Annotated in this window: 16 protein-coding genes; 7 read left to right on the top strand and 9 right to left on the bottom strand. The window is 70.5% G+C overall.

What is annotated here, in order from left to right; translation table 11 throughout:
- Positions 1–32: 32 nt before the first annotated feature.
- From AB0H21_RS06215 to AB0H21_RS06195, 5 genes are all read right to left on the bottom strand, one after another.
- Positions 33–1,187 carry an acyl-CoA dehydrogenase family protein gene (locus tag AB0H21_RS06215; protein WP_358512526.1) on the bottom strand — a complete coding sequence of 385 codons (1,155 nt, stop codon included), beginning with the start codon at positions 1,185–1,187 and terminating at the stop codon, positions 33–35.
- Entirely contained in the window at positions 1,184–2,362 is a 1,179-nt protein-coding gene (locus AB0H21_RS06210; RefSeq protein WP_358512523.1) for an acyl-CoA dehydrogenase family protein, read from the bottom strand. The genes AB0H21_RS06215 and AB0H21_RS06210 overlap by 4 nt, the downstream gene beginning before the upstream one ends.
- Before the next feature lie 91 nt (positions 2,363–2,453).
- Positions 2,454–3,665 (bottom strand): acyl-CoA dehydrogenase family protein, encoded by a 1,212-nt coding sequence (locus AB0H21_RS06205; protein WP_358512520.1) that lies wholly within the window; start codon positions 3,663–3,665, stop codon positions 2,454–2,456.
- Positions 3,665–4,660 carry a phosphotransferase family protein gene (locus AB0H21_RS06200; protein WP_358512517.1) on the bottom strand — a complete coding sequence of 332 codons (996 nt, stop codon included), beginning with the start codon at positions 4,658–4,660 and terminating at the stop codon, positions 3,665–3,667. Before AB0H21_RS06200 ends, AB0H21_RS06205 begins: the two co-directional genes overlap by 1 nt.
- 140 nt (positions 4,661–4,800) lie before the next feature.
- Positions 4,801–5,388, bottom strand: a complete 588-nt coding sequence (locus AB0H21_RS06195; protein WP_358512514.1) for a TetR/AcrR family transcriptional regulator — start codon at positions 5,386–5,388, stop codon at positions 4,801–4,803.
- A 70-nt stretch (positions 5,389–5,458) separates the two neighbouring features.
- On the opposite strand from AB0H21_RS06195, the gene AB0H21_RS06190 reads away from it, so the two are divergent.
- Positions 5,459–6,607: an FAD-dependent oxidoreductase gene (locus AB0H21_RS06190; protein WP_358512511.1), complete on the top strand. Its 1,149-nt coding sequence runs from the start codon at positions 5,459–5,461 to the stop codon at positions 6,605–6,607.
- Here AB0H21_RS06190 and AB0H21_RS06185 read toward each other — a convergent pair.
- Complete coding sequence (locus AB0H21_RS06185) at positions 6,582–7,454, bottom strand: DMT family transporter (protein WP_358513036.1); 873 nt, start codon at positions 7,452–7,454, stop codon at positions 6,582–6,584. The genes AB0H21_RS06190 and AB0H21_RS06185 overlap by 26 nt on opposite strands.
- A gap of 387 nt (positions 7,455–7,841) precedes the next feature.
- Here AB0H21_RS06185 and AB0H21_RS06180 point away from each other — a divergent pair, with 387 nt between their 5' ends.
- The gene (locus tag AB0H21_RS06180) at positions 7,842–9,911 is read left to right on the top strand and encodes a heavy metal translocating P-type ATPase (protein WP_358513034.1); all 2,070 of its coding nucleotides are present in this window, start codon (positions 7,842–7,844) and stop codon (positions 9,909–9,911) included.
- 103 nt (positions 9,912–10,014) lie between these two features.
- Here the strand turns inward: AB0H21_RS06180 and AB0H21_RS06175 are convergent, their stop codons facing one another.
- Complete coding sequence (locus AB0H21_RS06175) at positions 10,015–10,374, bottom strand: VOC family protein (RefSeq protein ID WP_358512508.1); 360 nt, start codon at positions 10,372–10,374, stop codon at positions 10,015–10,017.
- A gap of 56 nt (positions 10,375–10,430) precedes the next feature.
- A complete protein-coding gene (locus tag AB0H21_RS06170) occupies positions 10,431–11,324 on the bottom strand; it encodes a DUF4231 domain-containing protein (protein ID WP_358512505.1) in 894 nt (297 codons plus the stop codon).
- A 706-nt stretch (positions 11,325–12,030) separates the two neighbouring features.
- Between AB0H21_RS06170 and AB0H21_RS06165 the strand changes: the two genes are divergently transcribed.
- The 3 genes from AB0H21_RS06165 (at position 12,031) to fxsT (ending at position 19,772) form a co-directional block, all read left to right on the top strand.
- A complete protein-coding gene (locus AB0H21_RS06165) occupies positions 12,031–14,394 on the top strand; it encodes an FxsB family cyclophane-forming radical SAM/SPASM peptide maturase (protein ID WP_358512502.1) in 2,364 nt (787 codons plus the stop codon).
- A gap of 162 nt (positions 14,395–14,556) precedes the next feature.
- Positions 14,557–15,852: a TIR-like protein FxsC gene (locus AB0H21_RS06160; protein ID WP_358512499.1), complete on the top strand. Its 1,296-nt coding sequence runs from the start codon at positions 14,557–14,559 to the stop codon at positions 15,850–15,852.
- Positions 15,849–19,772 carry an FxSxx-COOH system tetratricopeptide repeat protein gene (gene fxsT / locus AB0H21_RS06155; protein WP_358512496.1) on the top strand — a complete coding sequence of 1,308 codons (3,924 nt, stop codon included), beginning with the start codon at positions 15,849–15,851 and terminating at the stop codon, positions 19,770–19,772. The genes AB0H21_RS06160 and fxsT overlap by 4 nt, the downstream gene beginning before the upstream one ends.
- Here the strand turns inward: fxsT and AB0H21_RS06150 are convergent, their stop codons facing one another.
- Complete coding sequence (locus tag AB0H21_RS06150; protein WP_358512493.1) at positions 19,773–20,651, bottom strand: alpha/beta hydrolase; 879 nt, start codon at positions 20,649–20,651, stop codon at positions 19,773–19,775.
- A gap of 508 nt (positions 20,652–21,159) precedes the next feature.
- Here AB0H21_RS06150 and AB0H21_RS06145 point away from each other — a divergent pair.
- Positions 21,160–22,689, top strand: a complete 1,530-nt coding sequence (locus tag AB0H21_RS06145; protein ID WP_358512490.1) for an MDR family MFS transporter — start codon at positions 21,160–21,162, stop codon at positions 22,687–22,689.
- A 189-nt stretch (positions 22,690–22,878) separates the two neighbouring features.
- Positions 22,879–25,005, top strand: a complete 2,127-nt coding sequence (secA2, locus tag AB0H21_RS06140) for an accessory Sec system translocase SecA2 (RefSeq protein WP_358512487.1) — start codon at positions 22,879–22,881, stop codon at positions 25,003–25,005.
- Positions 25,006–25,092 lie beyond the last annotated feature (87 nt).

The raw sequence follows: 25,092 nt of genomic DNA, 5'->3' as shown, positions 1-25,092 counted from the left end.
GAACCGTCATGGGCTCAGGAGCCGTCATGGGCTCAGGGGCCGGACGGCGCCGGGACGTCGGCCAGGACGGCCAGGGCGTCGCGGTGGTCGCCCGGCGTGCCGAGCGCGATCTCGTCCGCCTTCGCGCGCTTGAGGTAGAGGTGCACGGGATGCTCCCAGGTCATGCCGAGGCCGCCGTGCATCTGCACGCACTCCTCGGCCGCGCGCACCGCGACAGTCCCGCACCACGCCTGCGCGACCGCGACCGCCGTCGCCGCGTCGTCCGCACCGCGCCCGTCCGTACCGGCCCCGTCCGTACCGGCCCCATCCATACCGGCCTCGCGCCGCATGGCGGCGGCCAGCGCGTCGGCGGCGTTACGGGCGGCGGCGCGCGCCTGCACGATCTGCGTCCACAGGTCGGCGAGCCGGTGCTTCAGCGCCTGGAACGAGCCGATGGGCCGGGCGAACTGGTGCCGCTCCTTGACGTAGGCGACCGTCGTCGACAGGCACCACTCGGCCACCCCGAGCTGCTCGGACGCCAGCAGCCCCGCGCCGAGCTCCAGCGCGGCGCGCAGGGCGGTGAGGTCGGCGGAGAGCGGCGTGGCGGGGACGCCGTCCAGCGTCACGGTGGCGATCGGGCGGGTCAGGTCCAGGGACACGACCGGCTCGACCAGGACATCGGCGGCGGCGACGGCGTACAGCTCCCGTCCCGCGGGGACGAGCAGCACGTCGGCGGTCTCGGCGCCCACCGCGGCCGTGACACGTCCGCTCAGCCCGCCCGGCCCGGCCTGCACCGGCCCGGCGGGCACCCGGTACGGGAACGTGGCGAAGGACACCGCGAGCGCGGCGGTGGCGTCACCGGAGGCGAGCGAGGTGAGAAGCTCCTCGGCGGCGTCGGACCGGGCGGCGAGCAGGGCGCGCGTCGCCATGACCGAGCTGGTCAGGAACGGCACGGGCGTGACCGCGCGGCCGAGCTCCTCCAGCACGACCGCGGCCTCCCGCGCGGACGCGCCCGCGCCGCCGTACCGCTCGGGGATCAGCAGCCCGGCCGCGCCGATGTCCCGGGCCAGCGACTTCCACAGCGCGGCGTCGTACGGCGAACCGCTCTCGGCCCGGGCGAGCACCGTCGCGGGCGGGTACCTGTCGGCCAGCAGGTCGCGGACGGCGGCCCGCAGCTCCTCCTCGACCTCGGAGTACAGCAAGGTCATCGCGGCAGGTCCTTCCAGGGGACGTTCTTGTCGGCGCGGGGTTCGGCGGGCAGGCCGAGCACGCGCTCGGCGATGATGGTGCGCAGGATCTCGGACGTACCGCCCTCGATCGAGTTGCCCTTGGCGCGCAGGTAGCGGTAGCCGGGGCCACGGCCGAAGAAGTCGACGGACTCCGAGCGCCGGAACGTCCAGTCGTCGTACGCCAGCCCCTCCTCGCGGCGCATCTCGACGTCGAGGCCGGAGAGCTCCTGGTTGAGCCGGGCGAAGGCGAGCTTCATGCCCGAGCCCTCGGGTCCGGGGGCTCCGGCGGCGAGCTGCTCGCGCAACCGCGCCCCGGCCAGGCGGGTGACCTCCGCCTCGACCCACAGGCCGAGCAGGCGCTGGTGCAGCGCGTGCGTGCGGACCTCCGGTCGCGCGCGCCAGGTCTCCAGCACCGCGCCCATCATGCCCCCGCCGCGCCGCACGGGCGAGCCGCCGATCGCGACGCGCTCGTTCATCAGCGTGGTCTGCGCGACGCGCCAGCCGTCGCCGACGGCCCCCAGCCTGAGCGTGTCGGGGAGCCGCACGCCGGTGAGGAAGACCTCGTTGAACTCGGCCTCGCCCGTGATCTGGCGCAGCGGCCGTACGTCGACGCCGGGCGCGCGCATGTCGCAGACGAAGTACGTGAGGCCCTGGTGTTTGGGCACGTCCGGGTCGGTGCGGGCCACCAGGATGGCCCAGCGGGCGTGGTGGGCGCCCGATGTCCACACCTTCTGCCCGTCCACCACCCATTCGTCCCCGTCGCGTACCGCGCGGGTGGCCAGGGTGGCGAGGTCGGATCCGGCGCCGGGCTCGCTGAAGAGCTGGCACCAGATCTCCTCGCCGGTCCACAGCGGGCGCAGGAAGCGTTTCTTCTGTTCGTCCGTGCCGAATGCGAGGATCGTCGGCGCGGCCATGCCGAGGCCGATGGCGAGCTTGCCGTAGTCCTGCTGCGGCGTGCCGGCGAACTCCCGGTCGACGACGGACTGCCACCCGCGGGGCAGGCCGAGGCCGCCCAGCCCTTCGGGGAAGTGCACCCAGGCCAGGCCCGCGTCGAAGCGCGCCCCGAGGAACTCCGCCGGGGACAGGACCTCCGGGGCATGGCCGGCGAGGAACGCGCGGGCGCGCTCGGCGAGGCCCGCCTCATCCACTGTCACGAAATATGCCTCCAAATCGCTCGACACGACCTTCGCAGCCCCGCGGCTTCCCGTACGGCCCCCGCGACAGGCAGCGCGCCCCCGGCCCGCCTCACCCGGCGGGCATGTGCTTCTTGAGCTCGCGGTACGCCAGGGACCGCTTGTGCACCTCGTCCGGCCCGTCCGCCAGTCGCAGCGACCGGGCGGCCGCCCACAGGCCCGCCAGCGGGAAGTCCTGGCTCACACCCCCGGCGCCGTGCACCTGGATGGCCTTGTCGAGGATCCACTCGACCTCGCGCGGAGTGGCGATCTTGATGGCCTGGATCTCGGTGTGCGCGCCCCGGTTGCCCACCGTGTCCATCAGCCAGGCGGTCTTCAGCACCAGCAGGCGCAGCTGCTCGACCTTGACCCGCGACTCGGCGATCCAGTCCTGGACGACGCCCTGGCGGGCCACCGGCGTCCCGAACGTCGTGCGCGACAGGGCACGCGCGCACATCAGCTCGATCGCCCGCTCGGCCATGCCGATCAGCCGCATGCAGTGGTGGATGCGCCCCGGCCCGAGCCGCGCCTGCGCGATGCCGAACCCGCCGCCCTCCTCGCCGATGAGGTTGTCCACCGGGACGCGGACGTCCTCGAACAGCAGCTCGGCGTGCCCGCCGTGGTCGGCGTCGGTGTACCCGAAGACGGTCATGCCCCGCTTCACGGTGAGCCCGGGCGTGTCGCGCGGCACCAGCACCATGCTCTGCTGCCGGTGGGTCGAGCCCTCCTGGGAGGTCTTGCCCATGACGATGAAGACGGCGCAGCGCGGGTTCATCGCCCCGGAGGCGAACCACTTGCGGCCGTTGATCACGTACTCGCCGCCGTCGCGCACGATCGACGTGGAGATGTTCGTGGCGTCGGAGGACGCGACGTCCGGCTCGGTCATCGCGAACGCCGAGCGGATCTCGCCGTTCAGCAGCGGCTCCAGCCACGTCTTGCGCTGCCACTCGCTGCCGAACATCGCGAGCACTTCCATGTTGCCGGTGTCCGGGGCGGCGCAGTTGGTGGCGGCGGGCGCGATGTGGGGGCTGCGGCCCATGATCTCGGCCAGCGGCGCGTACTGGAGGTTCGTCAGGCCCGCGCCGTGCTCGCCGGGCAGGAACAGGTTCCACAGGCCGCGCCGGCGGGCCTCCTGCTTGAGGTCCTCCATCATCGGCGGGCTGCTCCACCCGCTTTCGGCCGCCTGCCGCTCGAACGGCTCCTCCGCCGGGTACACGCACTCGTCCATGAAGGCGGAGAGCCGCTCGCGGAGCTCCTCGGTGGTGGTGTCGAACGCGAAATCCATCAGCTCTCCCGTGACTCAAGCGCGCGCAGCCCGTGGGCCACGAGCGGCGCGACGTGCCCGCCGATCTCCTCGAAGCCCTCCCCGACGGTCAGGCCGCGCGTGTATCGGAAGTGGATGCCCTCGGCGATCACCGCGAGCTTGAAACAGGCCAGGCCGACGTACCAGCCGAGGCGGGACAGGTCGAGGCCGGTGCCGCGCGCGTACGTGCGGGCCAGCTCGCCGGACGGCATGTGCTCGCCCCCGCTCCCGGCCGCCGAACCCTTGCCGATGTCGAGCGCCTCGAAGCCGGCGTAGAGGAGAAAGAGCGCGAGGTCGGTGAGCGGATCGCCGAGCGTGGACATCTCCCAGTCCAGCACGGCGCGCACCCGTCCGCCGGCGATGAGCGTGTTGCCCAGCTTGAAGTCGCCGTGGACGATCGCGTGACGTTGCGTGACGGGCATGTCCTCGGCCAGCAGGGCGTACAGGCGGTCGATGTCCGGCAGCTCGCGGCTGCGCGAGGCGTCGAGCTGGCGCTTCCACCGCCGGACCTGGCGCTCCAGGAAGCCCTCCGGCCGCCCGAAGTCGGCCAGCCCGACCTCGGCAGGGTCCACCTCGTGCAGCCGCCCCAGGATGGCCGCCAGCTCCGCCTCGATGGCCGGCGTCACCGGCGGCTGCCCGCCCTCGACGTACTCCATGACGTAGAACGGGGCGCCGATGACCTCGGGGTCGTCGCACAGGTGGTAGGTGCGCGGCACGGGCACGCCGGTGTCGCGCAGCGCGGCCATCACGCGGAACTCGCGGGTCATGTCGTGCGCCGTGGCCAGCACGTGCCCGAGCGGAGGACGCCGGACGACGAAGCGGCGGTCGCCGTCGCGCACGAGGTAGGTCAGGTTCGACCTGCCTCCGTGAATGACCTCGGCCGCGAGCGGTCCCCCGGCCAGGTCGTGCGCGGCGAGGTGGTCCTTGAGGCGGTCGAGGTCCAGGCCCGGCGGGCTCGTCTCGATGTTCGCGGGCATCGCGCTCCTCAGTCGTCCGGATCACCGAAGCGTACCCACCGATTCCCGAAGCGTACCGACCGGACGGTATGTGTGTCGAGGGCGCGCCGCGACAGGGCGGACGCGCTCCCCAGGACGCGGGCAGGCCGGGCGCGCGCGCCTCAGCCGGCCCGCCGGCCGAGCATGCCGTTCAGGATCTCGCGCATCCCGGCGCGCAGGTCCGCGAGCGCGGGCACCCCGCCGGCGCCTGCCACCGCGTCGAAGATCACTCCTTCGCCGTACGCGACGAGCTGCCGTCCGTGCCGGACCGGGTCCGGCGAGCCCGCGGCGGTGAGCACGGCGACGGCCAGCTCCCGGAAGCGCCGCCCCGCCCGGTCGTACACCTCGCGCAGCTCCGGGCGGCGCGTGGCCTCCAGGGCGAGCTCGTAGCGGGCCAGCGTGGTGCGGCGGCCCTCCGTGAGCTGGGTGTGCAGCAGCCAGGCCATCATCTCGGCGAGCTCCTCGGGCCCGGCCGGCGTGCCCGGCCACCCCGCGTCCCCGGCGGTCGGCAGGGCGAACTGCCGCTCCTCCAGCTCGGTGAGACGGGCCAGCGTGAGCGCGAGCAGCGCCGCCCGGGTGCGCGCCAGGTTGGACGTCGACCCCAGCGGCAGCCCGGCGGCCTCGTCCACGGCGCGGTGGGTCAGGCCGCGCATCCCCCGCTCGACCAGCAGCGTTATGGCGGCCTCCGCGACGACTTCCTCCCTGCGCACGGGATCAGACTACAGGCGTAGTAGTCTTACTACATCCGTAGTCACTACAGATGTAGTTGAAGGAGGGGCCATGTCCCACGCGGTGATCATCGGCGGCGGGATCGGAGGCCTGACCGCCGCGGCCGCCCTGTCCCGGAAGGGATGGCAGGTCACGGTCTGCGAGCGGGCCCCGTCCCTCGAACCGGTCGGCTCGGGCATCGCCATCGCCCCGAACGCCCTCAAAGCGCTCGACACGATCGGCGTGGGCGACCGGGTGCGCGCGCTCGCCGCCCTGCAGGGCGAGGCAGGGCTGCGCGCGCCCGACGGCCGCCGGCTGCTCAGGACCAGCGCCGAGGCCGCGACCGCCCGGTTCGGCGACCCCACGGTGCTCCTGCTGCGCTCCACCCTGATCGGCCTGCTCGCGAGCGCACTCCCCCCGGAGGCGCTGCGCCTCGGCACCACCGTCCACGCGGCCGACCCTCGTACGGGAGCCGTCTCCACGAGCGCGGGAGACCTCCGGGCCGACCTGGTCGTGGCCGCCGACGGCATCAACTCCGCCGTCCGCCGCGCCCTCTTCCCCGGCCACCCCGGGCCGGTCCACGCGGGCGCGACGAGCTGGCGGGCCGTCGTCCCGCGCCCCGAGGGGCCCGAGGGGGAGGTGCGCGGCAGCGAGACCTGGGGGCCGGGCCAGGTCTTCGGTGTGATGCCGCTGGTGGACGGTCTGGTCTACTGCTACGCCACCGCGCCTGCGGGACGGGCGGGCGGCGAGGACGGCGCGAAGGCGAAGCTGACCCGCCTGTTCGGGACCTGGCACGATCCGATCCCCGCGCTGATCCACGCGGCGCGGGAGGGGGAGATCCTCGAACACGACCTCTACTGCCTGCCCTCGCCGCTGCCCGCGTTCCACTCCGGGCGGGTGGCCCTGCTCGGCGACGCGGCGCACGCCATGACCCCGAACCTCGGGCAGGGCGCGTGCCAGGCGATCGAGGACGCGGTGGTCCTCGCCCACGTCGCGGGCGCGGCGTCACCCGTGGACCTGGGGCCCTACACCGCCGCCAGGCTCGCGCGCACGACGAAGATCATGCGAAGGTCGCGGACGATCTGCCGCCTGACCCTCTGGTCGAATCCCCTCGCCGTCCGGGCCAGGCAGGCCGCCATGGCGTTCGCCGGGCGCCTCGGCGACGGCAACGCCACGCGTCAGTTCGAGGACGTGTTCACCTGGCGGCCGCCCGCGTCCTGACCGGGACGGCCTCAGCCGGCGACGGCGATGAGGCGATGTCGGGGCGGAGGCGGCCAAGCGTGATCGTCCCGGCGATGAGGACCGCGGCCGAGGCCAGCGCGGGGACGATGCTCCGCGGGTCGGCGGGCAGCGGCTCGCCCAGCAGGATCACGCCCGCCAGCACGGACGTCACGGGGTCGACGACCTGCACCCCGGCGTACGCGACGCTGAAATGGCCGACGGCGTAGGACCGCTGCAACAGGACGATCGCGCACACGAGCAGCGCCGGGATCGCCAGCGTGAACCAGTGGAACAGGTGGGACAGGTTTCCGTCGAACGTCCCGCCGACGACCCGGACGAACGTGGACACCGACGCGGTCACGGCCCCGGCGCCGATCGACGTCAGCAGCGCCTTGGCGGTGCCCCGGGCCCGCCGCGCGCTCAGCTCGCACACCGCCACCACCGCGCCCACGCAGGCCAGGAAGGACAGCGCTCCGGGCGTGGAGAGCTCCGGGCGCGTGTGGCTCTGCGGGATGAGCAGCATGATGCCTAACAGCCCGACGGACACGGCGGCCGACCCGAGCACCTCGGCCCGGTGGGGACGCCTGCCGTGCAGCACCGCCGCCAGCGGGACGGCGAAGACGAGCGTCGTCACGCTGACCGGCTGGATGAGCACCAACGGCGCGAAGCTCAGCGCGAGCGCGTGCAGCGCGGCCCCGAGGAAGCCGATGGCCCCGCCGATCCACCAGCGCCGCCGCCTGACCAGCTTGAACGTGGCACCCCCGTGGGCCGCCTCGTACTGCTGGATCGCCGCGCCCCCGGCATACCCGAGCGCGCCGACCAGCGCGATCGAGACGCCCAGCCACATCACGGGCGACCGCCTGGGCGGGGTTCCCCGTGGGCAGAGGGAAGCGCGGCTGTGGGCATCAGTGGGAGCACCCTGCCAGCTTAAGGACAAATTGGGTACCTCGTTCCCTAATCCTCAGGACCGCTATGCCGAATCACGTTCGGCGCCATGCCGCCGGGCCGCGCGCCCTGGCGCCCAGGTGACGGAACCGGACTTTTTCGCTTTTGGGTGAGTCATCCCCTATGTACCCCAGGGGGTATGCAGGAAGGAGCGGCCATGCGAGACGACCACACCGGGCCCCAGGCACACGCCGGAGCCTCCGCCCATCACGCCGACCTCACCGGCGACCCAGGCCGCGCACCGCACGGTCGCCACGACGCCGACGACACCAGACCCCATAGTGGACATATGGGACACAACGACCGCAGCGCCGCCGGTCCACACGGCGGGCATGCCGGCCATACGGGACACGGTGACCATGCCGCCCGGTTCCGGGACCGGCTGTGGATCAGCGTGGCCCTCTCGGTCCCGGTCGTCCTCTACAGCCACATGGTGCAGATGTGGTTCGGGCTCACGCCGCCGTCCTTCCCGGGCTCGCAGACGGTGGCGCCCGTCCTCGGCACAGCGGTGTTCTTCTATGGCGGCCGGCCCTTCCTGACGGGCGCCGTGGAGGAGATCCGAAACCGGGCCCCGGGGATGATGCTGCTGATCTCCCTCGCCATCACCGTCGCCTTCGGCGCGAGCGCCGCCACGGCGCTGGGCCTCTTCGGGCTGGACTTCTGGTGGGAACTGGCGCTGCTGATCGACATCATGCTGCTCGGGCACTGGCTGGAGATGCGCGCGCTCGGCCAGGCGTCCAACGCCCTGGACGCCCTCGCGGCGCTGCTCCCCGACGAGGCCGAGCGCGTCGCCGACGGCGGCACGGAATCCGTCCCCGTCAGCGCCCTGCGGCCCGGTGAGATCGTGCTGGTACGTCCGGGTTCACGGGTACCGGCCGACGGGGTGATCCTCGACGGCGAAGCCGAGTTCGACGAGTCGATGCTGACGGGCGAATCGCGTCCGGTGCCGAAGTCGTCCGGCGACCGCGTCGTCGCCGGGACCGTCGCCCTCGACTCGGCCGTCCGCGTGAAGGTGGACGCGGTCGGCGAGGACACCGCGCTCGCGGGCATCCGCCGCCTGGTCGAGCAGGCGCAGTCCTCGCGGTCCCGGGCACAGGCGCTGGCCGACCGCGCCGCGGCCCTGCTCTTCTACGTCGCGACGGCGGCGGGCGCCCTCACGTTCGCCGCGTGGCTGATCGCCGGCGACCCGGGCGATGCGGTGGAGCGGACGGTGACCGTCCTGGTGATCGCCTGCCCGCACGCGCTGGGCCTGGCCATCCCCCTCGTGATCGCGATCTCGACGGCGGTGAGCGCCAGGAACGGCATCCTGGTCAAGGACCGCACCGCCCTGGAAGGCATGCGGACCGTCGACGCGGTCCTGTTCGACAAGACGGGCACGCTCACCAGGGGCGAGCCGGAGGTCGGCGGCGTCGTGGCCGTCGACGGCGACGCCGGCACCCTGCTGCGCCTGGCCGGGGCGGCCGAGAGCGAGAGCGAGCACCCCCTGGCCCGCGCCGTCGTCGCCGCGGCCCGCGCCCGCGGCCCCCTGCCCGCCGCCCGGGACTTCCGTTCCCGCACGGGCCGCGGCGTCCAGGCCACCGTGGACGGCCACACCGTCGCCGTCGGCGGCCCGGCCCTCCTGCGCGAACTCGGCCTCGAAGAACTCCACGACCACGCCGGCGAGGCAGCCGGCGAACACGCTCACGAGGACGGCCCCGGCGAGCCGGGCGGGCAGAGCGTGGACGCGTGGCGCGAGCGCGGCGCGACCGTGCTGTACGTCGTCGTGGACGGCCGGGTCGCGGGGGCCCTCGCCCTGGAGGACGCCGTCCGGCCCGAGTCCCGCGAGGCCGTGGATGCGCTGCACCGCGAGGGCAAGCGCGTCATCATGATCACGGGCGACGCCGGGCAGGTGGCGCGGGCCGTCGCCGCCGAACTCGGCGTGGACGAGTACTTCGCCGAGGTTCTGCCCGAGGACAAGGAGGCCAAGGTCGCCGAGCTGCAGTCCCGCGGACCGCGCGTCGCCATGGTCGGCGACGGCGTGAACGACGCCCCCGCACTGGCCAGGGCGGACGTCGGCATCGCGATCGGCGCCGGTACCGACGTGGCGATCGAGTCGGCGGGGGTCGTCCTCGCCCGGGACGACCCGCGCGCGGTGGTCGCCGTCATCCACCTGTCCCGCGCGGCGTACCGGAAGATGCTGCAGAATCTCGCCTGGGCCACCGGTTACAACCTGGTCGCGATCCCCCTCGCGGCCGGCGTCCTCGCCTTCGCGGGCGTCACCCTCTCCCCCGCCGTCGGCGCGATCCTGATGAGCCTGTCCACGATCGTCGTCGCCGTCAACGCCCAGTTCCTCCGCCGGACGAACATCACCACGACCTGACCGGCGCCGTCCCAACCCCGCGCGTCCCCGTCCGCGCCCCCCTGTGGAAGCGGATGGGGGCGGGACGGGGCAGGCGGTGGGTGCCGGGATTTATCCCGCTTTTTCAGGATTGTTCCGGGCACACGCAGAACAGATGGCCCTCGGGGTCGGCGAGGACGATCCAGCCCTGGCCCGGCTGGAACTCGGGCTTGGTGGCGCCGAGCCCGACGTACTCCTGGACGGCCTTGTCCACGTCCGGGACCCGGAAGTCCAGGTGGAACTGCTTCGCCGGCCCCGGCCAGGAGGCGGGCACCCGGCCCTCGACCCGCTGGAACCCGATCGTGTGCGTCCCGTCCCCGATGAACGCGTAGTCGTCGTCGGCGTACTGGCTCTCGTACCCCGTGATCTTCGAATAGAAGTCGGCGAGCACCTTCGGCTCGGCACAGTCGAGCGTGACCGCGATGAACGCTGCTTTCGTCGTCATGCCGACCACCCTGCCCGCTATACCTGCCAGCCTCCGTCAGGTACGGACACCACATCTCACCCCTCTGTCGCCCGCCCCCGCGACCCCCACCACAGCATGTGCTCGCGGGAAATGGCCTCCTCCGACTCGTCCACGAAATGGGCCCACTCCGTCTCGGTACGCGGCCATTGGACCCGCGAGACGATATCGCCGAGCTCCATGGCCGCGATCGAATACGAGGTGGCGAGCTGCTGGTGTTGCCGCGTCTGGAGCCACGCGATACCTGCCGCGGCCATTGCTCCCACGATTCCCGGCAAATCCAGATTTATTGCCTGAACGGCGTTGAGGACGGCCGCGATCAACCCGATGGCCTCCATCACCGCCAGCGCGATCGACCACTGGCCGGCCCGATGATCGTGGTGCCTCGCCTTGCGGCCGTACCAGGACCGCTGGTTGTTGATCCGGCCCGTCAGGTAGTGATGCTTGCGCTCCTCCAGCGGCAGCGCCCTCATCTCGCGCATCAAGGCCGTGACCTGGGAAGCCTCCTCCGGTGGAGGCACCAGCGCGAACCCCTTGATCCCGTTGATGATCTCGGAGTATCTGCGCGACAGCAGCAGGTCGACCGCGTCGTCGCCCGCCCCGTGGCCGAACGGCTCGCCTCCGACGAGGTAGCGCCAGGCGAGCGTCTTGGCCGACTCGGCCGCCGCCCGCGCCTCGTACCACTGGCGGTCGGGTCGCATGGTCAGGAGGTACACCTCGCTGACCAGCGCGGACGCGAGGGCGCACGCGGCCACCATGGCCGCCGCGTCCAGGCGCCCGGTGTCGAGGCTGAAAGAACCGAAGATCGCGGCGAGTACCAGGGACACGAGACGTATGCCCGTGGCGGCGAGAAGCCTGCGCTGCCCGACAATCGCCCCTCGATCGGCCGCACGATAGAGCGCCGGGAAATCCGCCTCCGGATCGCTGCTCATACCCATTTACTGGAACCGCTGCGACGATTCGTGTCAAGAACGACGACCAAGCCGATCTTCGCCGATGCAGAAATGCTATCTTCTCCACGTTTTCCGGCGACCGTCACGGCTCCCAGGCCACTCCGACACCACGATCGCTCGGCGGCCCCATCACTGGAATAAACCCACCGATATCGATGCACGGCACAGAGGGTCTCGTCCGACGGCATGAGCGGAGCATCCAGTCGAACACCAGTACTATTTTGCCACCAAGGACATCATGCGCGATTGATGCCAAACCGGCCTATCACCAGAATTCAGCGCACCGATGGACATTAATGGAGAAAAAGGATGAGACCTGACGCTATCCACCCCTATGCACCCGGTAAACGGCTCGCAACTTAACCGCTACAATCCAATATTGGGGGCTCGCCTTGGGACACTGGGCGGGGATGGTTTGCGAGACTAGTGGTACTCACTGTAATCGGCCGGTTACCGATTGCCCCAGCACGCACACTGGGGTTCCGGGCTAATTTGGATGGAACCATGAACAACATATCTGAGGGTGCCGAGTCCGGAATCTCAACAGATCTAGTGGACCTGCGCGATATGCCCCTTTCGCGAGTGGGTTCTCTCGCCGATGCGGGCCTGCTGAAGCGCATCCTTCCCGAGTCCCCGGCCAAGCAGGTGACCGTCGCCGCCTTCCAGTCCTCGATCTAGCATTTCCGTGGCCGGGCCCGCCGTTCCGTTCCGGCAGTTCGTACTCAAGGTCGCCAGCCGATGTGACCTCGCGTGCGACCACTGCTACGTGTACGAACACGCAGACCAAAGCTGGCGAGCCCGTCCGACGGGTATGTCCGACGAGACGATCGCGTGGTCGGCGAGCAGAATCGCCGACCATGCGAAGCGTCACGGCCTGCAGGGTGTCACGGTGGTGCTGCACGGCGGGGAACCCCTCCTGGCCGGTCGTCACCGGCTGGACCGCATCTCGCGTGAGCTGATCGGTGCCCTCGACGGAGTCTGCGAGCTGGACCTCCGCATTCACACCAATGGCGTCCTGCTCGACGAGTCGTTCTGCGACCTCTTCGCCACGTACGGGGTCAAGATCGGCATCTCCCTCGACGGCGACCGCGCCGCGAACGACCGGCACCGCCTGTACGCCAACGGCCGCAGCAGTTACGACAAGGTCCTGCGCGCCATCGAACTCGTACGGCGACGCACTCCCGAGTTGTACGCCGGCCTGCTCTGCACCGTCGACGTCGCCAACGACCCGCTCGCCGTCTACGAGGCGCTCGCCGAGCTGCACCCCCCGCGCGTGGACTTCCTGCTCCCCCATGCCACGTGGGACGCCCCGCCCCCCGGCCCTCCGGGTGCCTATGGCGACTGGCTCGTCCGGATCTTCGACCGATGGCTGGCCGATGGCCGGACGATGAAGGTACGACTCTTCGAGTCCGCGCTCCGGACCATCGGGTCCGAGACCAGCCTGACCGAATCTCTGGGGCTGGAGCCGAGCGACCTCGTCGTCATCGAGACCGACGGCACCTACGAGCAGGCCGACTCCCTCAAGACCTCCTACGACGGCGCGCCCGCCACGGGCTTCAATGTCAGTGACCATTCGCTGGACACGGTCGGCCTGCATCCGGGCATCCACGGCCGCCAGACCGGTCTCGCCGGACTGTGCGCCGAATGCCGTTCCTGTCCTGTGGTGAGCACGTGCGGCGGCGGCCTCTACGCGCATCGCTACCGCACCGGCACAGGTTTCGCCAACCCGAGCGTCTACTGCGCCGATCTCCTGAAATTGATCACCCACGTACAGAAGGCCGTCACCACCGTGGACCGAACCGCTCACACGCTCCCGGCCGCGGACGTCGCGGCGCTCGCGTCCGGATACGGCGGGGCCGAGGCGATCGCCCATTTGGAGGCCGGTCAGCGAAGTGTGCGGCGCGCCCTGCTGGCCGCGATCGGCAACGCCTCCACATCGGTGGAGGCCTGGCGGCTGCTCACCGAGATCGACCGGGACGCACCGGCGGCGCTCGACACGGTGCTGGGCCATCCGTATGTGCGCGCGTGGGCGGTGAAGTGCCTCAGGGGAACCGCCGATGACGGGCATCTCAGCTCCATCGCGGCGACCGCCGCGCTTCATTCCGGTGTCGAGGCGTCGGTGCGGCTTCCTGTGCGCGACGGTGCGCTCCATCTACCCGGGCTCGGGCTACTGCGGGTCGGCGCCGTCTCCGGCGCGACCGTCGAGACCAGGGAGGGCGGGTTCCGCGTCCACGCCGATGGGCTCGACCATGACGTCAGGCTCGACGAGCCCGGCGGTCCCCGTGAATGGTCACCGGTACGCCGTCTGTCCGTGAACGGCCTCACGGTGGCTCTGGAGGATGTCGATCTCTACCGGGACTGCCATCAGTGGCCCGCCACCCAGAGGCTGAGCGATCAAGAGGTGGAGCGCTGGTCCAGGCTGTTCTCGGACGCCTGGGCGTTGATCACCCGTGATCACTCCCCTTATGCCGCCGGGCTGGCCGCCGGGCTACGGGCCGTCATGCCCCTCACGCCGGCCGCCGACGGCTCCGAAGTCAGTTCGACCGCACGCGACGCGTTCGGAGCGGTCGCCGTGGCGCTGCCTGCGGACGCCGTGACGCTCGCCCTGCTGCTCATCCACGAATTCCAGCATGTCAAGCTGGGCGCGCTGCTGGACATGATGGACCTGTACGACCAGAACGACACGACGCTGTACTACGCCCCGTGGCGCGACGACCCACGCCCGCTCGAAGGGCTTCTTCAGGGCACGTACGCCCACATCGCGGTCACCGATTTCTGGCGGGTGCGCCGCCTGGCCGACGACGGCCCCGCGGCCGAGCGGGCGAGCGTCCAGTTCGCCCGCTGGCGCGCGCAGACGGCGGAGGCCGTCGAAACCCTCGCCGGCTCGGGGGCGCTCACCGGAGCAGGACAGCGTTTCGTGACCGCGATGGGGAACTCGATCCGGCCATGGCTGGCAGAGCCCATCCCGGCCTCTGCCGAGGAGGAAGCCCGCCTGGCGTCCGCGCGGCACAGGAGCCGAGCCGCAGCCCAGGCGCGCCACGGCGCCTGAACATCTCCGGGCCCGCGCCACGGCGTTTTCCGGTCCGCACCGATTCGCCGATTTCCGGACGACTCCCAAAGGTGACGGGAGTTTTTTTTCCTGCTTTTCGTTGCACGACTGATTCCATCGGCCTAATGTGCGGTTTACAGTCCGGGACCGTGAACGCTGGGGGTGGATCCGCTCGTGCGAGAAGTCCCACGAGCCGCTCCGTACTTCTTTCTGAGCTATGCCCACACTCCGCGGCACGACCTGAACGATCCTTATGATCCCGATCAATGGGTCGAGAAGCTGTTCAATGATCTATGCCGACATGTGATGGTTCTTACCGGTCTACCCCGTGGAGCCAGGCCGGGATTCATGGATCGGGAGCTTCATCCGGGTAGTGTCTGGCCGGACAGGCTCGCGGAGGCCTTGGCGACCTGCAGAGTCTTCGTTCCGCTCTACTCCAGGCGCTACTTCGAAAGCGAGCAGTGCGGCAAGGAGTGGATGGCGTTCGCGCAACGAATTCTGCACCACCGCGCGCGGGGCTCAGAGAAAGTGGAGACCATCGTCCCCGCCCTCTGGGTGCCCGTTCCCGTTGATGAACTGCCCGAGGTGAGCCGGTCCATCCAGTTCGTCGATCCCGATCTCGGGGCGCGATACGCCGAGCACGGCTTCTACGGCATCATGAAGCTGCGCCAGTTCCGCTCGGCCTATGACCTCGCTGTTTACAACCTCGCCCGGCGCATCGTGGAGGTCGGCGACAGGGCGAACCTCTCACCGATGACGCCGCCCGACTACGAGTCGCTGGAAAGCGCGTTCGGGGCCGGCGACCACACCAGGGCGAACGGCCACCGCCTCCGCGTCACCGTCGTCGCCCCCGACATCACCGATCTGCCGAAGGGGCGCGGCCCATACCACTACGGCCACAACTCCCAGGAATGGAATCCTTATCGCCCCAAACTGGGCAGGCCGCTCGCCGAGCACACCGCCGACATCGTCCGGAGCATGGGCCACCGCCCAGAGGTGGGCTCGCTGGCCGAGCACGCCGACCAGATCACGGACGACGGCGCACCAACGTGCCCCGGGCTGCTTTTGATGGATGCCTGGGCCGCCACCTCTCCGGCGTTCAAGGAGTCTCTGCGTGCGCTGGACGACGCGAACCGCCCGTGGATCAGCGTGATGGTGCCCTGGAACCACGAAGACGACGAGACCACCCAGGCGACCCCCGTCCTACGCGACTCACTGCACTCCGCGCTTCCGCGCAAGCTCGAGGAGGGTCGGGTCGCGCCGCGGGCCGCCGCGCACGGCATCCCCACGCTTGACCAGTTCACCAAGCAGGTGCCGGAAATCGCGCGCTCCGCCATCGCGCACTATCTCCGCCACGCGACGGCGCACCCGCCCGAGGGGCGTCCGTCCATCGAGCGCCCGCGGCTCCAAGGTCCAATGTCCCCGTTCGACGGCAACGACGCGGAGGCTTCGTCATGACCGACGCTCCCGAGGGCCACATCATCACCTTCTACTCCTACAAGGGCGGGACCGGTCGCACGATGGCCCTGGCGAACACCGCGTGGATCCTCGCGGCGAGCGGGAAAAGGGTGCTGGTCGTCGACTGGGATCTGGAATCGCCTGGTTTACATAAGTTCTTCCACCCGTTCCTGGACGCCACCACGATCGGCTCCACCCCCGGCGTGATCGAGATGATCAACGAGTACTCGCTGGCCACGTTGCGTCCGAATCCACGCCCCGGCGACTGGCATCTGGCGTACGCGAAGGTCCTGCCCCACGCGGTGTCCCTGGAGTGGAACCATTTTCCCGGCCAGGGAACGCTGGACTTCATCTCGGCCGGCCGTCAGAACCGCGACTACGCCTCGCTGGTCTCGACCTTCGACTGGGACAACTTCTACGAGCGGCTGGGCGGCGGCCAGTTCTTCGACGCGCTGCGAGCCGACATGAAGAGCCACTACGACTACATCCTCATCGACAGCCGCACCGGCCTGAGCGACATCGCCGACATCTGCACGGTGCACTTTCCCGACACCCTGGTGGTCTGCTTCACGCTCAGCGACCAGAGCATCGAGGGCGCCGCGGCCGTCGCCCGGCATATCGACGACCGCTACGGCGACCGCAACATCCGAGTGCTTCCCGTGCCGATGCGCATCGACGACGGCGAGAAGGAAAAGCTCGACGCCGGCCGGGCGCTGGCCCGGCGACGGTTCGAGGGCTTTCCCTCGGGGATGTCGCAGGAGGAAGTGCGCGGCTACTGGGGCGCGGTGGAGATCCCGTACAAGCCGTTCTACGCGTTCGAGGAGACCCTGGCGACCTTCGGCGACACCCCAGGCTCGCCGACGTCGATGCTGGCGGCGTTCGAGCGACTGGCCAATGTGATCACCCACGGCGCCGTCCCCTCCATGCCACCGCTGCGCGAGGACGTCCGCCTGCGCATCAGAGACGCCTTCGTCCGCAGGCCGACGTCGGTACCGACGGACATCCTCCTCAGTTACGTCCCGGAGGACCGCATGTGGGCCGAGTGGATCGGCTCGCTGCTCACCCGCGCCGGCTTTCGCATCGTGCAGGCGGACGACGCCTCCGGCTCCGCCCAGGGCGACGACGTGCGCAGGATCGGCTCCTACAACCGAATCGTCGCGATCATGTCCAGTGCCTACGTGCGTTCTCCCGAACCGCGCGCGCTCTGGGACACCCTGGCGATGTCCGAGCCGGCGGGGAGCCGACCGCGACTGCTCGTGGTGAAGGTCTCGGACGTACGACCGATCGCGCCGCTCAACGACGGCGCCCTCGTCGATCTCATGCGGCTGGACGAGGCGCAGGCCGCCGAGGCGCTGCTGCGCTCTCTGGGCCGGCCCCAGCTCGCCGAGCATCCGGCCGGGCACGCCCCCGCGGGCCCGCGATTCCCCGGTACACGTCCGCCCGTATGGAACGTCCCCACACGCAATGCCGCGTTCACCGGCCGCAACGCCGTGCTGGAGAAGTTGCGCGACCAGATCGTCGGCGGCAGCAAGACCGTCGTGCTACCTCAGGCTCTGTACGGCCTGGGCGGGGTGGGTAAGACGCAGGTCGCCTTGGAGTACGCCCACAGGTTCATGGCGGACTACGACGTGGTCTGGTGGATTCCCGCCGAGCACCTGGAGCTGATCAATCCGGAGATGGCGGAACTGGCGGGCAGGCTGGGCACTCCGGTGAGCGACAGCGTCGCCGAGGCCGCCAGGGCCGTACGGGAGGCGCTCCGGCTCGGCAGGCCCTACTCCCGCTGGCTACTGATCTTCGACAATGCCGACGATCCGAAGGACCTCGAAGACTTCATCCCGAGCGGGTCGGGACACGTCCTCATCACTTCCCGAAACCCCGCCTGGTCACGCGTGGCCGACCCGCTGGAGGTCGACGTGTTCACCCGCGCGGAGAGCGTCGAGCACCTCCTGCGCCGGGCCCCCGGCCTCGCCGCGGACGATGCGGACAAGGTCGCCTCCGCCCTCGGAGACCTGCCACTGGCGATCGAGCAGGCCGGCGCCTGGCTGGAGCAGACGGGCATGCCCGCCGGCCAGTACGTCGAGCAACTGGAACATCAGGTCACCGAGGTACTGTCCCTGGGCGACCCGCCAAGCGGCTATCCGACACCGGTCCTGGCCACCTGGAACCTGTCATTCGAACGGCTCAAAGAGCGTTCACCGGCGTCGGTGCGCCTGCTGGAGCTCCTCGCGTTCTTCGCCCCCGAGCCCGTCTCGATGGACATGCTGTATTGCGACGCGATGGTCGACATCCTCGTGCCCTACGACGAGGCCATGCGCGAGAAGCTCATGATCGGCCCGGTCATCCGGCAGCTCGGCCGGTACGCCCTCGCCCGGGTGGACCAGGCGGACAACTCCATCCAGGTTCACCGCCTCATCCAAGCGGTGGTCCGCGACCGTATGAACGCGGAGCAGGAGGAGGTCACCGTCCACGCTGTCCACCGCATCCTGGTCGCGGGACGTCCTCGCGTGGGCGACACCGACGACCCGGGCAACTGGCCGCGCTACGACGAGATCTGGCCCCACCTCGCCCCTTCGCGGGCACAGGACTGCGATGAGGAGGAGACCCGCAAGCTGCTGATCGACCGCGTGCGCTATCTGTGGAAGCGCGGCGAGCTGAACCAGAGCCTCCAACTCGGCAACCGCCTGGAGGACGCGTGGAACGTCAAGCTCGGCCGAGGCGACCGGCAGACGGTGCACCTGCGATTCCACATCGCGAACACGTTGCGCTCGCTCGGGCGTTACCGTGAGGCGCACGTCGTGGACACGGAGGTCCTCACCCACCAAAGCCGGGAGCTGGGTGACTTCCATCCGTACACCCTGATGACGGCGGGTGGGCTCGCGGCCGACCTGAGGGCCCTCGGCGAGTTCCAGGAGTCCTTGCGCATGGCGAGCGAGAACTACGATCGGGTCAAGGACCTGTTCGGGGAGGATCACCCCCGGGCGCTCGCCGCCGCGCACAACCTGGCCGTCAGCTTCCGCCTCGCCGGCGACTTCGCCCGGGCCAGAGACCTCGACCAGGAGACGGTGGAGCGGCGCCGCAGGGTCAGCGGCGACCTGCACCCGTACACCCTGCACACGACGTCCATGCTCGCCCGCGACCTTCGCGAGCTGGGCAGGCTCCAGGAGTCGCTGGAGATGCTGCAGGTCAACCTGGAGGACTACCGCCGGGTGCTGGGGGAGGACCTGGTCGACACGCTGCGTGCCGCGACGAACCTCGCCGTGTCCCTGCGGAGGATCGGCCTGGAGACCGAGGCCAGGCGGCGCGCCGAGGACACGCATGAGCGGTACGTCGCCCACGTCGGCGAGAACGCCCCCGACACGCTCGCCTGCCGGCTGGAGCTCGCGTCCTGCCTGAACGTGACCGGCGAGACCAGACGCGCCTACGACTCTGCCGTGGATGCCATGCGCAACTTCTCCCAGGTTCTGGGGGAAGACCATCCGTACACGCTGGCCGCGGCCAACAACAGCGCCATCTACCTGCGTGAGCTGGGCGATGTCCACGAGGCGCGGCAGCTGGCCGAGACGACGTTCCGCGCGCTGGCGCAGAGAATCGGCGAGCACCACCCGTCCACGCTGGTATGCGCGATCAACGTCGCCAACTGTCTCGCCGAACAAGGCGAGCTGAGCGCCGCCGAGCAACTCGACCGGGAGACTCTCGCCGAGCTGCGGAAAATCCTCGGCCCGGAGCACCCCGACAGCCTGGTCTGCGAGGCCAACCTCGCCATGACGCTGAACGCGCTCGGCCGGACGGTCGAGGCCCGGCAGATCCGAGAGCGCGCACTGAACATGATGCGCCACACCCTCGGCGAGAATCACTCGCACATCGCCGCTCTGGCGGCATGGCGCAGACTGAACCGTGACCTCGAGTTGCAACCTTGGTGATCAGGCCGCTCGAGCGTCCCTGACCAGCCACGGCAGTACGTCGGGTAGCACGGTCAAGGCGCCGAAGTGCGCGGCGTCGGGCTCGAGCCTGAACGTGGCCGTCCGGATGCGGCCGGCGAGCCAGCGAGAGTGCGCGACGGGCGAGAAGCGGTCTTTCGCGCCGTGCCAGAGCAGGGTCGGGGCCTTGATGTCTTCCAGGTCGAAGCCCCACGGGGAGCAGAAAGCGATCGCGTCGTCCACCCACCCGTCCTCGGAGTGGCGCAGGGCCTCGGCGTAGTTCTCCAGCAGCATGGCACGCACACGCGGGTTGGCCACCATGCGACGGTCGACCTCGGGCAGCTCCGCGTACAGAGCGGCGATCAGGTTCGCCGGGTCGGTACGGATCTTCCGGGCGGCGGGGGCGAGCCAATCGGCGAATCGGCTGCGGCCGGTAAGTGCCACGGTGTACTCGGTGACGTTCGACTCGGTCATACCGCTGAACCAGTCGAGCCCCTCCGCGGCGCGCGGCGCCAGCCCCACCAGCACCGCGACGCGGATGACACGCTCGGGGAGCAGCGCGGCACAGGCCAGCGCGTGCGGACCGCCTCCCGACCTGCCGACGACCGAGAACCGGTCGAGGCCGAGCGCGTCGGCTATCTCCGCGACGTCGTCCGCCACGGTCGCCACCGACCTGCCGACCAGCCGGTCCGACAGGCCGTAGCCCGGCCGGTCGAAGCTGATCAGCCGCACTCCGAGCCGGTACAGCACCGAGCCTCGCGGGCTCGGGCCCACCCGGCTCCCCGGCGTCCCGTGCAGGAGGAAGATCGGATCGCCTCCCGGCTTCCCTTTCTCCTCGACTGCGAGTCGTCTGCCGTCCGCCGTGCACACGACCTTGGTCAATTCCCCGCCTCCAGTGGCCTCTACTACCCCCACTCCAACATCCCCCAAATCCGCGCAAGGGGGAAGGGGCTCCCGCCCTCGACCGCGGCGCGCGTTCGCCCATGCCCATGCCCACGTGAACGGTGACTCGGGTGTGTCCCATGCTGCGAGCGCGGCACCCGATACGAACAAATCGGCGTCCTGCTGCTCGGTGAGCGTCTGAGTGCGACCTCGGCGGCGGGCGCGGGCTCGGTGGCTCTGCCGGCCTTCGGCGAGTCACGCAAGGACGGCGGCGCGGGCACGTCACACTAGCGCGCGAGCACAACCACGCAGGCACAACCGCGCAGGTACGACCGCGCAGGCACGACCGCGCAGGCACGACCGCGCAGGCACGACCGCGCAGGCACGACCGGGCCCGGCGATCACCACGCGGGGTGTGGCGGACGCAACCGGTGGTTGAATCGGCACGAAGGTTATCCCGCTACGTACGCTGGAAAGACCATCCGGCCCCGGAAGAGAGGCGGTGTGGATGAACGTCGAACGATCACAGGTGAACCCCCGGCAGCGGAACCTCGTGTTCGGCGGGCTCATGATCGCCCTGCTGCTGGCGGCCCTGGACCAGACGATCGTGTCCACGGCCCTGCCGACGATCGTCGGCGATCTGAAGGGCCTGGAGCACATCGGCTGGATCGTCACGGCGTACATCCTCGCCTCCACCATCGGCCTGCCGATCTACGGCAAGCTGGGCGACCTGTTCGGCAGGAAGATCGTGTTCCAGGCGGCCATCGTGATCTTCCTGATCGCGTCGGCGCTGTGCGGGCTGTCGCGGAACATGCCGGAACTGGTCACTTTCCGGGCCCTTCAGGGGCTGGGCGGGGGCGGTCTGATGATCGGCGTGCAGGCGATCGTGGCCGACCTCGTCTCGCCGCGCGAGCGGGGCCGGTACACCGGGATCATCGGCGCCGTCTGGGGCCTGTCGTCGGTGATCGGCCCGCTGATCGGCGGGTTCTTCACCGACCACGCGAGCTGGCGCTGGTGTTTCTACGTGAACCTGCCGCTCGGCCTGGTGGCGCTGGTGGTCACCGCCGTCGTGCTGAAGCTCCCGAAGCCCAATATCCAGCACAAGCTGGACATCCTGGGTACGGCGCTGCTCGCGGGCACGTCCACCTGCGTCGTGCTGGTGACGAGCTGGGGCGGCACCGAGTACGCCTGGAACTCCCCGGTGATCATCGGCCTGGCGGCGGGCGCGATCGTGCTCGCGGTCGGGTTCGTGCTGGCCGAGCGGGTGGCGGCGGAGCCGATCATCCCGCTGCGCCTGTTCCGCGAGAATCAGTTCGCCGTGCCCGCGGCGGTGTCGGTGTTCGTGGGCATCGGCATGTTCGCCATGATCGCGTACCTGCCGACGTTCCTGCAGATGGTGAACGGCGCCAGCGCCACGCGGTCCGGCCTGCTCATGCTTCCCATGGTCGCGGGCATGACGATCACGTCGATCGGCTCGGGCCGGGTCATCTCGGCCACCGGCCGCTACCGCCTGTTCCCCATCCTCGGCCTCGGACTGCTGGCCGTCGGCCTGGTGTTGCTGTCCCGGATGACGGCCGACTCCTCGATGCTGGTCAACGGCGTCTACATGTTCGTGGCGGGATTCGGCCTCGGCATGGTCCTCCAGACGCTCGTGCTGATCGTCCAGAACTCCGTCGACCACCGGGACGTGGGCGCGGCGACCTCGGCCGTGAACTACTTCCGCCAGACCGGCGCGTCCCTCGGCACCTCGCTCGTGGGAGCCGTCTTCATCCACCGCCTGTCGGACGCCATCGCGGCCGGCGGGACGAGGCTGCCGGTGCGCGGCGTCAACGCGATCACCCCGCAGATGGTGCACCACCTCCCGCCTCCGGTGCGCACGGCGATAGCCAGGGCGTACGCGCAGGCGCTGCCGCCGATCTTCCTATACGTCGCGCCGATCGTCGCGGTCGGGTTCGTCCTCGCCTTCTTCATTCGGGAGGTTCCTCTCTCCACGCGGCCGGGCGCGGCGCGGCGGGACGTCGCCGCGCACAGAGCATGAGTGATCAATCGCGGGAACGCCGGTACAGTAGTTGGCGTTGGAGGGAATGTGGCCTCGATATCGCAGTTGATTAGAAACCTCCTGGATCGCCCGGGAAGTGCAAACATCAGCCCTTTTCAACGCACGGCCACCCAGGCCGGCGCGCATGAGGATCGGCTCAGGGAGCTGGACGAGCTCCCGCCGCCTCGCATGGGCGATCTGCCGGAGTTCTGCGCGATAGCGCGAGAGGCCGCCCGGCGCACTCTCGACATGCGCCCGTTCGACGTGCAGCTCGTCGGCGCCCTGGCCCTGCTGTCCGGGCAGGTCGCCGAGATGGCCACCGGCGAGGGCAAGACGCTCTCCGGCGCGATCGCCGCGGCCGGTCACGCCCTGCGCGGGCGGCGCGTCCACGTCATCTCGGTGAACGACTACCTCGCCCGCCGCGACGCCGAGTGGATGGGCCCGCTGTACGAGGCGCTCGGCGTGTCCGTCGGCTGGATCAGCCAGTCCTCGACGCCGGAGGAGCGCCGCGAGGCCTACGCCAAGGACGTGATGTACGCCTCGGTGAGCGAGATCGGCTTCGACGTGCTGCGCGACCGCATCGCGACGTCCGCTGACGACGTCATCGTCCCCGAGCCCGAGGTCGCGCTGATCGACGAGGCCGACTCGGTGCTGGTGGACGAGGCGCGCGTCCCGCTCGTGCTGGCCGGCGCCGCCGACCCCGGCCTGGACTCGGCCGAGACCGCCGAGCTGGTCCGGCGCCTGTCGCGCGGTTACCACTACGAACTGGACGACCAGGGCCTCAACGTCTTCCTCACCGCGAAGGGCACCGACGCGGTCGAGAAGGCCCTCGGCGGCATCAACCTGTACGAGACGCCCGAGGTCCTCACCCAGGTCAACCTCGCGCTGCACGCCCACGCGCTGCTCACCCGCGACGTCGACTACCTCGTGCGCGACGGGCGCATCCAGCTCGTCAACCAGTCCCGGGGCCGGGTCGCGACGCTGCAGCGGTGGCCGGACGGCCTGCAGGCGGCGGTCGAGGCGAAGGAGGCGCTCGCGGCCAGCGAGACCGGGGAGATCCTGGACTCGATCACCATCCAAGGCCTCATCCGCCGCTACCCCGAAATATGCGGCATGACGGGTACGGCGGTCGCGGTCGAGGACCAGCTCCGCGAGTTCTACTCCCTCAAGGTCGCGGTCATCCCCCCGAACCGGCCCAACGTCCGCGCCGACGAGCCCGACCGCGTGTTCGGCCACGTCGTCGACATGCGCATGGCCCTGGTCGACGAGATCGCCCGCGTGCACGAGACCGGCCGGCCCATCCTCATCGGCACCCTCGACGTCTCCGAGTCCGAGCGCCTGGCCGACGACCTGCGCCGCGACGGCCTGGAGTGCGTCGTCCTCAACGCCAAGAACGACGCCGAGGAAGCCGCGATCATCGCCCAGGCCGGCCAGAAGGGCACCATAACCGTCTCCACGCAGATGGCCGGGCGCGGCACCGACATCCGCCTCGGCGAGGGCGTCGCCGAGCTCGGCGGCCTGTACGTCATCGGCGCGGGCCGGCACGCCAGCAGCCGCCTGGACGACCAGCTCCGCGGCCGCGCCGGGCGTCAGGGAGACCCCGGCGGCTCGGTGTTCTACGTGAGCCTCGAGGACGACCTGATCACCCACTATGCGCCCCACGAGTCCCTGCCGCCGGCCGACGACGAGACCGGCGTCGTGCGCAGCAAGCGGGCCGGGTACATCGTCGGCCACGCCCAGCGGGTCGCCGAGGGCACCCACCTGGAGATCCACCGCAACACCTGGCGCTACACGCGGCTGCTCGAAACGCAGCGCGCGCAGGTCCTCGAACAGCGTGACAAGGTGCTGCGCGGCGAGGCCGCCGGGGACGCGCTGGCCGCCGCCCGTCCCGAGCGCTGGGACGAACTGGTCGCCGAGGCCGGCGAACCGGCGCTGCGGGAGGCCGCGCGGCAGATCGTCCTGTTCCACCTCGACCGCTGCTGGACCGAGCACCTCGGCTTCATGTCCGACGTCCGCGAGGGCATCCACCTGCGCGGCCTCGGCCACAAGCTCAAGCCCATCGACGAGTTCCACCGTGAGGGCGTGGCCGCGTACAAGCACCTGCTGGAGGAGGTCGAGCGCCGCTCCGTCGAGACCTTCGAGACGGCGACGATCACCGCCGAGGGCGGCCTGGACGCCGCGGAAAGCGGCCTGAAACGCCCCACCGCCACCTGGACGTACCTCGTCCAGGACAACCCCTTCGGCAGCGCCTTCGACCGAGCCCTGAAGAACCTGGTAACCCCAAGATCAAAGCGCCGCCAATCCCTCGACGACTGACACGGCGAAACCGACGAAAGCGCTCCCGGGAGAAGGTCCTCGCTCCGCTCAGCCGGTCCTTCCCAGGGGCTCCCGCGCCCTTCGCCC

Origin of the sequence: Sphaerisporangium sp. NPDC051011, assembly GCF_040653595.1 — a bacterium.
In the GTDB taxonomy this organism is placed as follows: domain Bacteria; phylum Actinomycetota; class Actinomycetes; order Streptosporangiales; family Streptosporangiaceae; genus Sphaerisporangium.
This window is presented reverse-complemented; position numbering and strand designations above follow the sequence as displayed.

Coding starts and splice junctions, on each gene's coding strand:
- AB0H21_RS06215 (WP_358512526.1), bottom strand. CDS start 1,187: ATGACCTTGCTGTACTCCGAGGTCGAGGAGGAGCTGCGGGCCGCCGTC.
- AB0H21_RS06205 (WP_358512520.1), bottom strand. CDS start 3,665: ATGGATTTCGCGTTCGACACCACCACCGAGGAGCTCCGCGAGCGGCTC.
- AB0H21_RS06200 (WP_358512517.1), bottom strand. CDS start 4,660: ATGCCCGCGAACATCGAGACGAGCCCGCCGGGCCTGGACCTCGACCGC.
- AB0H21_RS06190 (WP_358512511.1), top strand. CDS start 5,459: ATGTCCCACGCGGTGATCATCGGCGGCGGGATCGGAGGCCTGACCGCC.
- AB0H21_RS06185 (WP_358513036.1), bottom strand. CDS start 7,454: ATGTGGCTGGGCGTCTCGATCGCGCTGGTCGGCGCGCTCGGGTATGCC.
- AB0H21_RS06180 (WP_358513034.1), top strand. CDS start 7,842: ATGGGACACAACGACCGCAGCGCCGCCGGTCCACACGGCGGGCATGCC.
- AB0H21_RS06175 (WP_358512508.1), bottom strand. CDS start 10,374: ATGACGACGAAAGCAGCGTTCATCGCGGTCACGCTCGACTGTGCCGAG.
- AB0H21_RS06170 (WP_358512505.1), bottom strand. CDS start 11,324: ATGAGCAGCGATCCGGAGGCGGATTTCCCGGCGCTCTATCGTGCGGCC.
- fxsT (WP_358512496.1), top strand. CDS start 15,849: ATGACCGACGCTCCCGAGGGCCACATCATCACCTTCTACTCCTACAAG.
- AB0H21_RS06145 (WP_358512490.1), top strand. CDS start 21,160: ATGAACGTCGAACGATCACAGGTGAACCCCCGGCAGCGGAACCTCGTG.
- secA2 (WP_358512487.1), top strand. CDS start 22,879: ATGGGCGATCTGCCGGAGTTCTGCGCGATAGCGCGAGAGGCCGCCCGG.